We start from the raw sequence: 14548 nt of genomic DNA on the forward strand, positions 1-14548 counted from the left end.
GTGTGCCCCAGCTCACTCCCGCGCGGCCTGCGGGCAGTCGTGCCGCACCCGGAACCCGAACGGCCCCACAGGAACCCCGGCCGACCCGAGCGGGTGCCTCCGGGCTCCCCGGCGGCCCGGGCACGCACGGGCCGCACCCCGCAGCGCGCCCACCCCCAGCCCACCGCCGGGCCCAGGCGGGGGCACCCCCAGGAAACCCCCGGCCGACCCGGGCGGGGCACCCCCCGGCCCCCCAGCGGCCCCGGCAGGCACGGGCCGCACCCCGCAACGCACCCACCCCCAAGCACCACCGCCGGGCCCAGCCGGGCACAGACCACGCCACACAGCGCGCCCACCCCCAAGCCCACCGCCGGCTTAGGCGGACATCTCCAGGACTCCCCAACCGGCCCAGGCGGGGCACCCCGGGCCCCGCTCGCTTGCCCGGGCGAACTCGGGTCGCGCCCACCCCCGAGCCCCCGGGCCCCCGGGCCCCCGGGCCCCGGTCACGCCAACCGCAAGTGCACGATGTCCCCCGCCCCCACCGGCTCCTGCACCCCCGCCTCCGTGGCCAGTACCAGCCGCCCGTCCCCGTCCACGGCCACCGCCTCCCCCTCGAGCGACCGGTCGCCCGGAAGCTCCGCCCGCACCATCCGCCCGAGCGTCGCGCACCCGGCCGCGTACGTCTCCTGCAGCCCGCTGGCCGCGGGGTCGCCGCCGGCCGCCCGCCACCGCCCGTACCAGTCCTCCAGCGACCGCAGCACCCCGCGCAGCAGCGGGTCCCGGTCGGTACTCACGGCTCCGGCCAGCGCCAGCGACCCGGCCCGCTCCACCGGGAGCTCGTCCGCCCGCAGGCTGACGTTGATGCCGACGCCGATGACCACCCCGTCGTCACCGGCCCGCTCGGCGAGGATGCCGCCGGCCTTGCGCTCCTCGTCGCCGACCGTCACCAGCAGGTCGTTGGGCCACTTCAGGGCGGTGTCGACACCCGCGGCCCGGGACAGTCCGGTGGCCACCGCCACGCCGGTGAGCAGCGGCAGCCAGCCCCAGCGGGTCACGGGCACCTCGGCGGGCCGCAGCAGTACGGAGAAGAAGAGCCCGGAGCGGGCCGGAGCCGTCCACTGCCGGTCCAGGCGGCCCCGCGCGGCGGTCTGCTCCTCGGCGACGAGGACGAGCCCTTCCGCCTGCTCCCCCTCGGCGCGGGCCACCAGGTCGGAGTTGGTGGAACCGGTGCGCTGCACCACGTCCACCTGCCGCCACAGCCCGCCCTCCCGCACCAGTCCCCGGCGCAGGGCCGCGGTGTTGAGGGGCGGCCGGTCCAGGTCGGACCAACGGCCGCGGGGGGAGTCAGAGGCATCTCGGGGCGTCATGCAACCCACCCTAGGTGTGGGAAACACCGCACTGCCGAAGGGAAGGCCCCCTACTACTCTACGGATGAGTAACCGTCCCCCCTTTTGAGCAGGCAGGGAGCCGCATCCCGATGTCCGAGCCGGAAGAGCAGCAGCCCGACATCCACACGACCGCGGGCAAGCTCGCGGACCTGAGGCGCCGTATCGAGGAAGCGACGCACGCCGGGTCGGAACGCGCCGTCGAGAAGCAGCACGCCAAGGGCAAGCTGACGGCCCGCGAGCGCATCGACCTCCTCCTCGACGAGGGCTCCTTCGTCGAGCTGGACGAGTTCGCCCGGCACCGCTCGACCAACTTCGGCCTGGACGCCAACCGCCCCTACGGCGACGGCGTCGTCACCGGCTACGGCACCGTCGACGGCCGCCCCGTCGCCGTCTTCTCCCAGGACTTCACCGTCTTCGGCGGGGCGCTGGGCGAGGTCTACGGCCAGAAGATCGTCAAGGTCATGGACTTCGCGCTGAAGACCGGCTGCCCGGTCATCGGCATCAACGACTCCGGCGGCGCCCGCATCCAGGAGGGCGTGGCCTCGCTCGGGGCGTACGGCGAGATCTTCCGCCGCAACACCCACGCCTCCGGCGTCATCCCCCAGATCAGCCTGGTCGTCGGCCCGTGCGCGGGCGGCGCGGTGTACTCCCCCGCGATCACCGACTTCACGGTGATGGTCGACCAGACCAGCCATATGTTCATCACGGGCCCCGACGTGATCAAGACCGTCACCGGTGAGGACGTCGGCTTCGAGGAGCTGGGCGGCGCCCGCACCCACAACTCCACCTCGGGCGTGGCCCACCACATGGCGGGCGACGAGAAGGACGCCGTCGAGTACGTCAGGCAACTGCTGTCGTACCTGCCGTCCAACAACCTCTCCGACCCGCCCGCCTTCCCGGAGGAGGCCGACCTCGCGGTCACGGACGAGGACGCCGAGCTGGACACCATCGTCCCGGACTCGGCGAACCAGCCGTACGACATGCACACCGTCATCGAGCACGTCCTCGACGACGCCGAGTTCCTCGAGACGCAGCCGCTGTACGCGCCGAACATCCTCACCGGCTTCGGCCGCGTCGAGGGCCGCCCGGTCGGCATCGTCGCCAACCAGCCGATGCAGTTCGCCGGCTGCCTGGACATCACCGCCTCCGAGAAGGCGGCCCGTTTCGTGCGCACCTGCGACGCCTTCAACGTCCCGGTCCTGACCTTCGTGGACGTCCCCGGCTTCCTGCCCGGCGTGGACCAGGAGCACGACGGCATCATCCGCCGCGGCGCCAAGCTGATCTTCGCCTACGCCGAGGCCACCGTCCCGCTCATCACGGTCATCACCCGCAAGGCCTTCGGCGGCGCCTACGACGTCATGGGCTCCAAGCACCTGGGCGCCGACCTCAACCTCGCCTGGCCCACCGCCCAGATCGCCGTCATGGGCGCCCAGGGCGCGGTCAACATCCTGCACCGCCGCACCCTCGCCGAGGCCGAGGCCGGTGACGACGCCGAGGCCACCCGCGCCCGCCTGATGCAGGAGTACGAGGACGCCCTCCTCAACCCCTACACGGCGGCCGAACGCGGCTACGTCGACGCGGTGGTCATGCCGTCCGACACCCGCCGCCACATCGTCCGCGGCCTGCGTCAGCTACGCACCAAGCGGGAATCCCTCCCTCCGAAGAAGCACGGCAACATCCCCCTCTAAGGAGCCCGGCGTGATCAAGGTCGTAAGGGGCAACCCCACCCCGGAGGAGCTGGCCGCCGCCCTGGCGGTGGTCCGCGCCCGCGCCGCGGCGGCGGAGACGGAGCCGTCCGGCCCGCCGAGCAGCAGGGACGCGTGGTCCGACCCGTCCCGTATCGCGGCCCGGCACCTGCCCCAGCCAGGCCCCGCCTCATGGGGCCGCACATACTGGCCGGGCTGAGGCCGGGCACCCGGGGGCGCGGGGGACCGCGCACGGAAGAGGGACGCCGCGCCCCGAATGAGTACCCGTACTCAAGCGCCCCCGGCGGCCAGGCCGCACGCTGGTGACATGCTGTGGTCCGACCCCGAGAACGAGCCGCCCAAGGAACTGCGCGACATGCAGGACATGCTGCGGCGGCTGAGCGTTCTCCTGGCGCTGGCCATGGTCCTGGCGATGATCGTGATCGGCGTGCGCTGAGGCGCCGGCGACCGTGACGCCGCCGATACCCTTGATCCCATGACAGACCAGCAGCCGCGCCGCCGGCTCGTCCTCGCCTCCCAGTCCCCGGCCCGGCTCGGCCTGCTCCGCCAGGCCGGGCTCGCCCCCGAGGTGCTCGTGAGCGGCGTCGACGAGGACGCCGTCACCGCGCCCACCCCCGCCGAGCTGGCCCTGGCCCTCGCCGAGGCCAAGGCCTCCGTCGTGGCCGCGAAGCCCGAGGTGCGCGGTGCCCTGGTGATCGGCTGCGACTCGGTGCTCGACCTGGACGGCCAGGCCCTCGGCAAGCCGGCGGACGCCGGGGAGGCCACCGCCCGCTGGAAGGCGATGCGCGGCCGGGCGGGCACGCTGCAGACCGGCCACTGCGTCTGGGACACCGCCTCCGGCCGCCACGTCTCGGCCACCGCCTCCACCGTCGTCCGCTTCGGCGAGCCGACCGACGAGGAGATCGCGGCCTACGTGGCCTCCGGCGAGCCCCTGTACGTCGCCGGGGCGTTCACCCTGGACGGCCGCTCGGCCCCGTTCATCGACGGCATCGAGGGCGACCACGGGAACGTGATCGGCATCAGCCTGCCCCTCGTACGCCGGCTGCTCGCCGAGCTCGGGGTCGGCATCACGGAGTTGTGGGCGCCGGCGGGGGGCTGACCGGGGCGCCGTCGCCGCCCTTGCCGTCCTCGGGCCGCTGCCCGGCCGCGGGCTCCTCGCGGGCGTCGTAGGTCATCAGCAGCAGCACGAGGAGACCGAGTACGGCGATCATGAAGACGAAGGCGCCGGGGCCCACCAGCCCCCAGGTGAAGGCGCCCAGCAGGCCGTGCACCACGGCCGCGCTGATCAGCAGGATCCGGCCGAGCCCGGCGGGCGGGCGGTCGCGCAACGCCACGAGCAGGGCGACCAGCCCGCACAGCGCGAAGTAGAGCCCGAAGACGACACCGCCGATCTTCGAGGACACGGACATCATGCCCGGGTCCAGGCCGGCCAGGGACATGTCCTGCCGGTCGACGACGATTCCCAGGAACCAGTTCAGCGCAGCGACGCCGACCGCCTCCGCGAAGAGCACGACCGCCACGATCCACGCCACCGGCCTGCGCACTGACACCGGTCCCCACCCACTTCCGACCGCTGCCGCACAGGACAGCCGTTACCCCAAGTACGTTCGAGACACCCGGAACGCTACTAACGGGTAAACCCCACGACAAGAGGTCTGCGACGAGCAAAGAATCATTGGGCCATTCGTAGGGACTCCACAAAGAAACAGAGTGGCCCGCAGCACCCTCTTACAGAGACCTTGCCCACATCGGGGGGCTAGGGTTTCCCGGAGGAGTCCTGCGTTTCGCGGTACGACAAGGGATTTCGCGGGTCGAGCGAGCCTCGAATCACGCTCCGTGTGGGCAAGCTCACCATTGGGGACGGGTCGAAGTGCCGTGTCGGCAGTCCCTAAACTCGGCTTGTTTCAAGGAGGGAGCCTCAATCGTGCGCAAGGTGCTCATCGCCAACCGTGGCGAAATCGCTGTCCGCGTGGCCCGGGCCTGCCGGGACGCCGGGATCGCGAGCGTGGCCGTCTACGCGGACCCGGACCGGGACGCTCTGCATGTCCGCGCCGCTGATGAGGCGTTCGCCCTGGGTGGTGACACCCCCGGCACCAGTTACCTGGACATCGCCAAGGTCCTCAAAGCGGCGCGTGAGTCGGGCGCGGACGCCATCCACCCCGGCTACGGATTCCTTTCCGAGAACGCCGAGTTCGCGCAGGCGGTCCTGGACGCCGGTCTGATCTGGATCGGCCCGCCCCCGCAGGCGATCCGCGACCTGGGTGACAAGGTCGCGGCCAGGCACATCGCCCAGCGGGCCGGCGCCCCGCTGGTCGCCGGCACCCCCGACCCGGTCTCCGGCGCGGAGGAGGTCGTGGCCTTCGCCAAGGAGCACGGCCTGCCGATCGCGATCAAGGCCGCCTTCGGCGGCGGCGGGCGCGGCCTGAAGGTCGCCCGCACCCTGGAAGAGGTCCCCGAGCTGTACGACTCGGCCGTCCGTGAGGCCGTGGCCGCGTTCGGGCGCGGTGAGTGCTTCGTCGAGCGCTACCTCGACAAGCCCCGCCACGTGGAGACCCAGTGCCTGGCCGACACCCACGGCAACGTGGTCGTCGTCTCCACCCGCGACTGCTCCCTGCAGCGCCGCCACCAGAAGCTGGTGGAGGAGGCCCCCGCCCCCTTCCTGTCCCAGGCACAGGTTGACGAGCTGTACGCGGCCTCGAAGGCGATCCTGAAGGAGGCCGGCTACGTCGGCGCCGGCACCGTGGAGTTCCTGGTGGGCGTGGACGGCACGATCTCCTTCCTGGAGGTCAACACCCGCCTCCAGGTCGAGCACCCGGTCACCGAGGAGGTCGCCGGCCTCGACCTGGTCCGGGAGATGTTCCGCATCGCCGACGGCGAGGAACTCGGTTACGGCGACCCCGTGCTGCGCGGCCACTCCTTCGAGTTCCGCATCAACGGCGAGGACCCCGGCCGGGGCTTCCTCCCCGCCCCCGGCACCGTCACCGCCTTCACCCCGCCCGCCGGCCCCGGCGTCCGCCTCGACGCCGGCGTCGAGTCCGGCAGCGTGATCGGCCCGGCCTGGGACTCCCTGCTGGCGAAGCTGATCGTGACCGGGCGCACCCGCAAGGAGGCCCTGCAGCGGGCCGCCCGCGCCCTGGAGGAGTTCCAGGTCGAGGGCATGGCCACCGCCATCCCCTTCCACCGCGCGGTCGTCCGCGACCCGGCCTTCGCCCCCGAGCTGACCGGCTCCGCCGACCCGTTCACGGTTCACACCCGCTGGATCGAGACCGAGTTCGTCAACGAGATCAAGCCCTTCACCGCGCCCGCCGACACCGAGGCGGACGACGAGATGGGGCGGGAGACGGTCGTCGTCGAGGTCGGCGGCAAGCGCCTGGAGGTCTCCCTCCCCTCCTCCCTCGGCATGTCCCTGGCCCGCACCGGTCTGGCGGCCGGTGCCAAGCCCAAGCGCCGCGCGGCCAAGAAGTCCGGCCCCGCCGCCTCCGGCGACACCCTCGCCTCGCCCATGCAGGGCACCATCGTGAAGATCGCGGTCGAGGAAGGCCAGGAGGTCCAGGAAGGCGACCTGATCGTCGTCCTGGAGGCCATGAAGATGGAGCAGCCCCTCAACGCCCACAAGTCCGGCACCGTCAAGGGCCTGGGCGCCGAAGTCGGCGCCTCCGTCACCTCCGGTGCTCCCATCTGCGAGATCAAGGACTGAGCGGCCGTACAGGGCGTCCGGGGCGCCCGGTGGACCACAGCGGTCCGCCGGGCGCCCCGCCGTTGGTGCCGGGGACGCGACGGACCCTGCGTGGCTCAGCGTCGGCGCAGATCCGCGACGCGGGCCCGTTCCGCCCCGGCGTTCTGCTCTCCCAGGGCCGTGGCCCGCAGCCCGGCCGCCGCACCCGGGACCTGGCGGCGGGGTCCGGGAAGCGGCACGTCCCGGCGCTGCTGACGCGCCGGGACGGCATCACCGCCGGAGGTCCCCGAGGCCCCTGGCCCTCCTGAGCCGGTCGTCGTCGCACCCCCCGACGCCCCGGTCACGGCGATCTGCACGCCCTGGTCGGCCAGGGCCTGGAGCTCGGTGGCGGCACGGTCGTCGTGGCCGGGCGGCTCGTCGGTGACCAGGCGGGTGATCACGTCCGTGGGCACGGTCTGGAACATGGTGTCCGTGCCCAACTTCGAGTGGTCGGCGAGGACGACGACCTCGGCGGCGGCCTGCACCAGGGCGCGGTCGACGGACGCCGACAGCATGTTGGACGTGGACAGGCCCCGTTCGGCCGTCAGCCCGCTCCCGGACAGGAAGGCCTTGGACACCCGCAGCCCTTGCAGGGACTGCTCGGCACCCGACCCGACGAGGGCGTAGTTGGACCCCCGGAGCGTGCCACCGGTCATCACGACCTCGACCCGGTTGGCATGGGCGAGGGCCTGGGCCACCAGCAGCGAGTTGGTGACGACGGTCAGCCCGGGGACCCGCGCGAGCCGGCGTGCCAGCTCCTGCGTCGTGGTCCCCGCCCCCACCACGATGGCCTCGCCCTCTTCGACGAAGCCCGCGGCGAGGTCGGCGATGGCCGTCTTCTCGGCGGTCGCGAGATGGGACTTCTGCGGAAAGCCGGATTCTCGCGTGAATCCGCCCGGCAATACCGCACCGCCGTGCCGGCGGTCGAGGAGTCCTTCTGCCTCCAGTGCGCGCACGTCCCGCCGTACGGTCACTTCGGAGGTCTGGACGACGCGGGCGAGCTCACGGAGCGACACGGCCCCGTTCGCTCGCACCATTTCGAGGATCAATTGGCGACGTTCTGCAGCGAACACGAAACTGACAGTAACCCCAACGACCGTCTGCTTTCAGCAGTATGCGCCGAATAACAGAAGTTGTTCGCATGGCAGGATCCGAAGTGGTATACGCGCCTACTCCGGCCGCCTATGCCGCCCGCAAGGTCCGCAACTCCCCGTGACCAGCCGGGAGTCGGCTCCGGCCGCGGCCGGAGCGCCTAGCCCTCCGCGCCGGCCTTCCGCGTGTGCAACTGCCGTGCCACCTCCGCGATCGACCCCGAAAGGGAGGGGTACACGGTGAAGGCGTTCGCGATCTGTTCGACCGTCAGGTTGTTGTCGACCGCGAGCGAGATGGGGTGGATGAGCTCGGAGGCGCGCGGCGCCACCACGACACCGCCCACGACGATCTCGGTGCCCGGCCGGCAGAAGATCTTGACGAACCCGTCCCGGATGCCCTGCATCTTGGCGCGCGGGTTGCGCAGCAGCGGCAGCTTCACCACGCGGGCGTCGATCTTGCCGGCGTCGACGTCGGCCTGCGAGTACCCGACCGTGGCGATCTCCGGGTCGGTGAAGACGTTGGACGAGACGGTCTTCAGGTTCAGCGGGGTGACCGCGTCCCCGAGGAAGTGGTACATGGCGATACGCCCCTGCATGGCGGCGACCGAGGCGAGCGCGAAGACGCCGGTCACGTCACCGGCGGCGTACACGCCGGGAGCGGAGGTCCGCGAGACCCGGTCGGTCCGGATGTGCCCGGAGTCCTTGAGCTTGACCCCGGCCTCCTCCAGCCCCATCCCCTCCGTGTTGGGGATGGCACCCACGGCCACCAGGCAGTGCGAGCCGGTGATGACCCGCCCGTCGGCGAGCGTCACCTCCACCCGGTCCCCGACGCGCTTGGCGGACTGGGCCCGCGACCGCGACATGACGTTCATGCCGCGCCGCCGGAAGACGTCCTCCAGCACGGCGGCGGCATCCGGGTCCTCGCCGGGCAGCACCCGGTCCCGCGACGACACGAGCGTGACCCGCGACCCCAGCGCCTGGTAGGCGCCGGCGAACTCGGCACCGGTCACACCGGACCCCACCACGATGAGCTCCTCGGGCAGCTCGTCGAGGTCGTACACCTGGGTCCAGTTCAGGATCCGCTCGCCGTCGGGCCGGGCGTCGGGCAGCTCGCGGGGATGGCCACCGGTGGCGATGAGCACCGCGTCCGCGGTGAGCGTCTCCTCGCTCCCGTCGGCGGCGCGCACCACGACCTTCCGCGACCCGTCGAGCGCCTGCATGCCCTCCAGCCGCCCACGCCCGCGCATGACCCGGGCGCCGGCCCGCGTCACGGAGGCGGTGATGTCGTGGGACTGGGCCAGCGCCAGCCGCTTGACACGCCGGTTGACCTTCCCCAGGTCCACGCCGACCACCCGGGCGGCCTGCTCCATGGGCGGGGTGTCGTCGGCGACGATGATCCCCAGCTCTTCGTAGGACGAATCGAAGGTGGTCATCACCTCGGCCGTGGCGATCAGAGTCTTGGACGGCACGCAGTCGGTCAGCACCGACGCCCCGCCCAGCCCGTCGCAGTCGACGACGGTCACCTCCGCGCCGAGCTGAGCGGCCACCAGCGCCGCTTCGTATCCGCCGGGTCCGCCACCAATGATCACGATCCGAGTCACGTACTCCATTGTCCCGCACCCTCCGACGCGGAGCCGCCCGGGGGCACGTCTGTTACAAGAGCGGCGCTCGGAAGGCTGCCGTACCCTCTCCCCATGTCGCTCTACGCCGCGTACGCCGGCAACCTCGACGCGCGGTTGATGACCCGCCGCGCCCCGCACTCGCCGCTGCGCGCCACCGGCTGGCTGAACGGGTGGCGGCTGACCTTCGGGGGCGAGCACATGGGCTGGGAGGGCGCGCTCGCGACCCTCGTCGAGGACCCGATCACCCAGGTTTTCGTGGCGCTGTACGACATCGCCCCGATGGACGAGGACTCACTCGACCGGTGGGAGGGCGTGGGGCTGGACATATACCGCCGCACCCGCGTCCGCGTCCACACGCTGGAGGGCGAGGAGAACGCCTGGACGTACGTCCTGAACGCCTACGAGGGCGGCCTGCCCTCCGCCCGCTACCTGGGCGAGGTGGCGGACGCGGCCGAATCGGCGGGCGCGCCGCACGACTACGTCATGGAACTCCGCAAGCGCCCCTGCTGAACCGCGGCCCCTCGTCGGAAACGACGAAACAACAATCGGGATCCCGTGAGCTCTGTCATCTACGCGCGTAGGCGTAAACCGGCTACCCTCTTCGGCGTGAACGCATCTCTTCTTCCGGACGACATCCAGGGCGCCACCCCAGTAGACCCGAGGGCCGCCGCCGACGCCGCCGCGGCCCGCCTGCGCGAACTCACCGGCGCCGAGACCCACGACGTCGCCCTGGTGATGGGCTCCGGCTGGGCACCGGCCGTGGACGCGCTGGGCGCCCCCGAGGCCGATCTCCAGGTCACCGACCTGCCGGGCTTCCCCAAGCCGGCAGTGGAGGGGCACGGCGGCAAGATCCGCTCGTACTCCATCGGCGACAAGCGCGCGCTGGTCTTCCTGGGCCGCACCCACTACTACGAGGGCCACGGGGTGGCCGCCGTCGCCCACGGCGTCCGCACCGCGGTCGCCGCCGGCGCCAAGACGATCATCCTGACCAACGGCTGCGGCGGCCTGCGCGAAGGCATGCGCCCCGGCCAGCCGGTCCTGATCAGCGACCACATCAACCTCACCGCCACCTCCCCCATCGTCGGCGCGAACTTCGTCGACCTCACCGACCTCTACTCCCCCCGCCTGCGCGCCCTGTGCAAGGAGGTCGACCCCACGCTGGAGGAGGGCGTCTACGCCCAGTTCCCCGGCCCGCACTACGAGACGCCGGCCGAGATCCGCATGGCCCGCGTCATCGGCGCCGACCTGGTGGGCATGTCGACGGTCCTGGAGGCGATCGCCGCCCGCGAGGCGGGCGCGGAGGTCCTCGGCATCTCCCTGGTGACCAACCTCGCGGCGGGCATGACGGGCGAGCCCCTCAACCACGAGGAGGTCCTCCAGGCGGGCCGCGACTCGGCCACCCGGATGGGTTCGCTGCTGACGCGGGTACTGGGCCGGCTGTAGCCCGGCCTCGGCACGGGGCGTGGGTGCCGCCTGCGCCCACCCGGGGAAGTCGGCCACAGGAAGTACGACCGACGGCCGCCACGGCGCGACTGAGCACCGTGGCGCGGGGAACCGCGCGGACTCAGAGCCGCGTACGGCGGGAAGGGGACGTGCCGGGGGGTGTCCGCCCGCAGCGGTCGGCGCGTCATCGCCCGGCACTTCCGTGGCCGACCGAGTCCGCGCCGTTCCGAGGACGGACACCCCCGGCGCGGCCCCGCCCCGCACCGAACCGAACGCGCCACCCGCACCCCCACCGAAACCGCACAGGCCGCCGCAGGCACCCCGCACCCCCACCGAAACAGGCCGCCGCAAGCACCCCGCACCCCGACCGAACCCGCACAGGCCGCAGCAGGCACCGCCCCCGCACAAGCCGCCGAAGGCACCCCGCACCCGCACCCGCACCACGACCACACGAGAGGCTGACCGACGTGCACGACGACCTCCTCGCACGGGCCAGGGCATGGCTGGCCGAGGACCCCGACGCGGACACCCGCGCGGAACTCGCCAAGCTCATCGACGCCGAGGACCACGCCGAGCTCACCGCACGTTTCTCCGGCACCCTCCAGTTCGGCACCGCGGGCCTGCGGGGCGAACTCGGCGCCGGCCCGATGCGCATGAACCGCTCGGTCGTCGTCCGGGCCGCCGCCGGCCTCGCCGCGTACCTCAAGAAGCAGGGGACCCCGCACGGGGACGGCACCGCCGGCCTCGTCGTCATCGGCTACGACGCCCGCCACAAGTCACAGGACTTCGCCCGGGACACCGCCGCGGTGATGACCGGCGCCGGCCTCAGGGCGGCGGTCCTCCCCCGCCCCCTCCCCACGCCCGTCCTCGCCTTCGCCATACGGCACCTCGGCGCCGTCGCCGGCGTGGAGGTCACCGCCAGCCACAACCCGCCCCGCGACAACGGCTACAAGGTCTACCTCGGCGACGGCTCCCAGATCGTGCCCCCCGCCGACGCCGGCATCGCGGCCGAGATCGACGCCGTGCGCTCCCTGCACGACGTCCCCCGCCCCGAGACCGGCTGGCAGACCCTCGACGACTCGGTCCTCGACGCCTACCTCGCCCGCACGGACGCGGTCCTCTCCGAGGGCTCCCCGCGCACCGCCCGCACCGTCTACACGGCGATGCACGGCGTGGGCAAGGACACCCTCCTCGCGGCATTCGCCCGCGCCGGCTTCCCGCGGCCCGCCCTCGTCACCGAGCAGGCCGAGCCCGACCCGGACTTCCCCACCGTCGCCTTCCCCAACCCGGAGGAGCCCGGCGCGATGGACCTCGCCTTCGCGAAGGCCCGGGAGACGGGCCCCGACCTGGTCATCGCCAACGACCCGGACGCCGACCGCTGCGCCGTGGCGGTCCACGACGGCACCGACTGGCGCATGCTCCGCGGCGACGAGGTGGGCGCCCTCCTCGCCGCCCACCTGGTCGCCCGCGGAGCGCACGGCACGTTCGCGGAGTCCATCGTCTCCTCCTCCCTCCTCGGCCGCATCGCCGAGAAGGCGGGCCTGTCGTACGAGGAGACCCTCACCGGCTTCAAGTGGATCGCCCGCGTCGAGGACCTGCGCTACGGCTACGAGGAGGCCCTCGGCTACTGCGTCGACCCCGAGGGCGTGCGCGACAAGGACGGCATCACCGCGGCCCTCCTGATCACGGAGCTGGCCTCCGCCCTCAAGGAGTCCGGCCGCACCCTCCTCGACCTCCTCGACGACCTCGCCGTGGAGCACGGCCTGCACGCCACCGACCAGCTCTCGGTCCGCGTCGAGGACCTCTCCCTCATCGCCGCCGCGATGCACCGCCTGCGCGAACAGCCCCCGGCCCGCCTCGCGGGCCTCCCCGTCACGAAGGCCGAGGACCTCACCCGGGGCACGGACACGCTGCCGCCCACGGACGGCCTGCGCTACACCCTCGACGGCGCCCGGGTGATCGTCCGCCCGAGCGGTACGGAGCCCAAGCTGAAGTGCTACCTGGAGGTGGTCGTCCCGGTCTCGGCGCACGCCGCCCTCCCCGAGGCCCGCGCGAAGGCGACGGACCTGCTGACGGCACTCAAGCGCGACCTGTCGGCCGCGGCGGGCATCTGACCACGCGAGGCTGATCACCCGGCCCACGGAACCCGATGGGGTGCCCCCACCCGGAGGCACCCCATCGGGTGATTTCCCCCCGCTCATTGACCCGCCCTCCCCTCCCAGGACCGCCCCCCGGGCAACCGTGGACCGGAAAACGCACCGCCGGTACCCGCAGCCACCGGCACGCGTACCGCCGGTGGACGCACCGCCGGTACCCGCACCGCCGAGCCACCAGGGAGCCGCCGCCGTGTCCTCGACCGCCCCCAAGACCACCCCCAGCGGACGCAGCGGACACATCCCCGGCACCCGGCGCCCCCAGACCCCCGCGGCCGGCTCCCCGCGCCCGCAAGGCACCGCCCGCGGCCACGCCCGGCGCGTCCTGCGCGCCGCACGCCGTGCCGCCCCCGCCCTCGGCGCCTTCCTCGCCGTACGCCTCACGGGCCTGCTGGTGCTCGCCGTCTGGGCCCCCCGCCGGCACCAGGACCTCTGGGTGAACCTCGCCGCGCAGTGGGACTCCGACTGGTACCTCGCCATCGCCGACCACGGCTACGACCACGAGCTGGGCACCGCCCGCAACTCCAACAACCTGGCCTTCTTCCCGCTGTACCCGGTCCTGGTGAAGGCGCTGGCGGTCCTCACGCCGGGCACACGCGCGTCCACGGGCCTCGGCCTCGCGGTCGTCGCCTCGCTCGTCGCGGCGTGGGGCGTCTTCGCGGTGGGCGACCACCTCCACGGCCGCCGCGTCGGCGTGCTCCTCACCACGCTGTGGGCGGCGTTCCCGGTCGGCGCGGTGCAGTGGATGGGGTACACGGAGTCGCTGTTCACGGCGTGCGCGGCGTGGTCGCTGTACGCGGTGCTCACGGGCCGCTGGCTGTGCGCGGCGGGCTTCGCCTCGCTGGCGGGCCTGACCCGTCCCACCGGCATCGCGGTGGCGGCGGCGGTCACCGTGACGGCGCTGCTGCACCTCGTCCGCCACCGCGCGCTCGTCCCGCGCGTCCTCGCGGCCGCGGCCCTCGCGCCGCTCGGCTGGTGCGCCTACCTCGGCTGGGTGGGCCTGCGCCTGGGCCGCTGGGACGGTTACTTCGCCGTACAGCGGCTCTGGTACAACGAGCTGGACGGCGGCCTGCGGACGCTGCACCAGATCCGGTGGCTGCTGTGGCGCGACCCGACACCGCAGCTCTTCCTGGTGATGGTGACGCTCACGCTGATCGCGTCGGTGGTCCTCTTCGGCCTGTCGGCGTGGGACCGCCAGCCCGCCGCCCTGCTGGTCTTCACGGGCGTCATGCTGGCGATCGTGCTGGGCAGCGGCGGCGTGTACTTCTCCCGGGCCCGCTTCCTGCTCCCGGCCTTCCCCCTGCTCCTGCCGCTCGCCCTGCACCTGTCCCGCGCCTCCCGGCGCCACCGCGCGATGGTGCTGGCGGCGGCGGTACTGGGCTCCACGTACTGCGGGGCGTACATGCTGCTGGTCTGGTCGGCCGCGCCGTGACACCCCGCCGCCGGCCGGC

General features: G+C 73.0%; 13 protein-coding genes. 9 read left to right on the forward strand and 4 right to left on the reverse strand.

Translation table 11 applies throughout. The annotated features are described in order from the left end of the window. Positions 1 to 482 precede the first annotated feature (482 nt). The gene (locus tag B1H29_RS13755; protein ID WP_055418165.1) at positions 483 to 1346 is read right to left on the reverse strand and encodes a biotin--[acetyl-CoA-carboxylase] ligase; all 864 of its coding nucleotides are present in this window, start codon (positions 1344 to 1346) and stop codon (positions 483 to 485) included. A gap of 110 nt (positions 1347 to 1456) precedes the next feature. Between B1H29_RS13755 and B1H29_RS13760 the strand changes: the two genes are divergently transcribed. The 4 genes from B1H29_RS13760 to B1H29_RS13775 all read left to right on the forward strand — a co-directional run bounded on the left by B1H29_RS13760 (position 1457) and on the right by B1H29_RS13775 (position 4172). Continuing rightward, positions 1457 to 3055, forward strand: a complete 1599-nt coding sequence (locus tag B1H29_RS13760; RefSeq protein WP_055418166.1) for an acyl-CoA carboxylase subunit beta — start codon at positions 1457 to 1459, stop codon at positions 3053 to 3055. Between the two features lie 10 nt (positions 3056 to 3065). Next, positions 3066 to 3272, forward strand: a complete 207-nt coding sequence (locus B1H29_RS13765; protein WP_055418167.1) for an acyl-CoA carboxylase subunit epsilon — start codon at positions 3066 to 3068, stop codon at positions 3270 to 3272. 108 nt (positions 3273 to 3380) lie between these two features. Then, positions 3381 to 3509 carry a morphogenic membrane protein MmpB gene (gene mmpB, locus B1H29_RS39865; RefSeq protein ID WP_079160209.1) on the forward strand — a complete coding sequence of 43 codons (129 nt, stop codon included), beginning with the start codon at positions 3381 to 3383 and terminating at the stop codon, positions 3507 to 3509. A 39-nt stretch (positions 3510 to 3548) separates the two neighbouring features. Next, positions 3549 to 4172: a Maf family protein gene (locus tag B1H29_RS13775; protein ID WP_055418168.1), complete on the forward strand. Its 624-nt coding sequence runs from the start codon at positions 3549 to 3551 to the stop codon at positions 4170 to 4172. Here B1H29_RS13775 and B1H29_RS13780 read toward each other — a convergent pair. Next, complete coding sequence (locus tag B1H29_RS13780; protein WP_055418169.1) at positions 4141 to 4623, reverse strand: hypothetical protein; 483 nt, start codon at positions 4621 to 4623, stop codon at positions 4141 to 4143. The two genes, B1H29_RS13775 and B1H29_RS13780, sit on opposite strands and share 32 nt — an antisense overlap. Before the next feature lie 374 nt (positions 4624 to 4997). Here B1H29_RS13780 and B1H29_RS13785 point away from each other — a divergent pair, with 374 nt between their 5' ends. Next, positions 4998 to 6770, forward strand: coding sequence for an acetyl/propionyl/methylcrotonyl-CoA carboxylase subunit alpha (locus B1H29_RS13785; RefSeq protein ID WP_055418170.1), 1773 nt, complete (start codon positions 4998 to 5000; stop codon positions 6768 to 6770). Between the two features lie 95 nt (positions 6771 to 6865). On the opposite strand, the gene B1H29_RS13790 is transcribed toward B1H29_RS13785, so the two are convergent. Both B1H29_RS13790 and B1H29_RS13795 read right to left on the reverse strand, forming a co-directional pair. Beyond that, positions 6866 to 7861, reverse strand: a complete 996-nt coding sequence (locus B1H29_RS13790) for a DeoR/GlpR family DNA-binding transcription regulator (RefSeq protein ID WP_079160210.1) — start codon at positions 7859 to 7861, stop codon at positions 6866 to 6868. Positions 7862 to 8040: 179 nt separating this feature from the next. Next, positions 8041 to 9489, reverse strand: coding sequence for an NAD(P)H-quinone dehydrogenase (locus B1H29_RS13795; RefSeq protein ID WP_055418172.1), 1449 nt, complete (start codon positions 9487 to 9489; stop codon positions 8041 to 8043). A gap of 84 nt (positions 9490 to 9573) precedes the next feature. Between B1H29_RS13795 and B1H29_RS13800 the strand changes: the two genes are divergently transcribed. The 4 genes from B1H29_RS13800 to B1H29_RS13815 all read left to right on the forward strand — a co-directional run bounded on the left by B1H29_RS13800 (position 9574) and on the right by B1H29_RS13815 (position 14529). Next, positions 9574 to 10011, forward strand: coding sequence for a gamma-glutamylcyclotransferase (locus B1H29_RS13800; protein WP_055418173.1), 438 nt, complete (start codon positions 9574 to 9576; stop codon positions 10009 to 10011). Positions 10012 to 10107: 96 nt separating this feature from the next. Then, positions 10108 to 10944, forward strand: coding sequence for a purine-nucleoside phosphorylase (locus B1H29_RS13805; protein ID WP_055418174.1), 837 nt, complete (start codon positions 10108 to 10110; stop codon positions 10942 to 10944). Positions 10945 to 11411: 467 nt separating this feature from the next. After that, the gene (locus tag B1H29_RS13810; RefSeq protein WP_055418175.1) at positions 11412 to 13058 is read left to right on the forward strand and encodes a phospho-sugar mutase; all 1647 of its coding nucleotides are present in this window, start codon (positions 11412 to 11414) and stop codon (positions 13056 to 13058) included. 232 nt (positions 13059 to 13290) lie between these two features. After that, positions 13291 to 14529: a hypothetical protein gene (locus tag B1H29_RS13815; protein ID WP_055418176.1), complete on the forward strand. Its 1239-nt coding sequence runs from the start codon at positions 13291 to 13293 to the stop codon at positions 14527 to 14529. The last annotated feature ends 19 nt before the right edge of the window (positions 14530 to 14548 follow it).

It is taken from the genome of Streptomyces pactum (genome assembly GCF_002005225.1).
Lineage (GTDB): Bacteria > Actinomycetota > Actinomycetes > Streptomycetales > Streptomycetaceae > Streptomyces > Streptomyces pactum_A.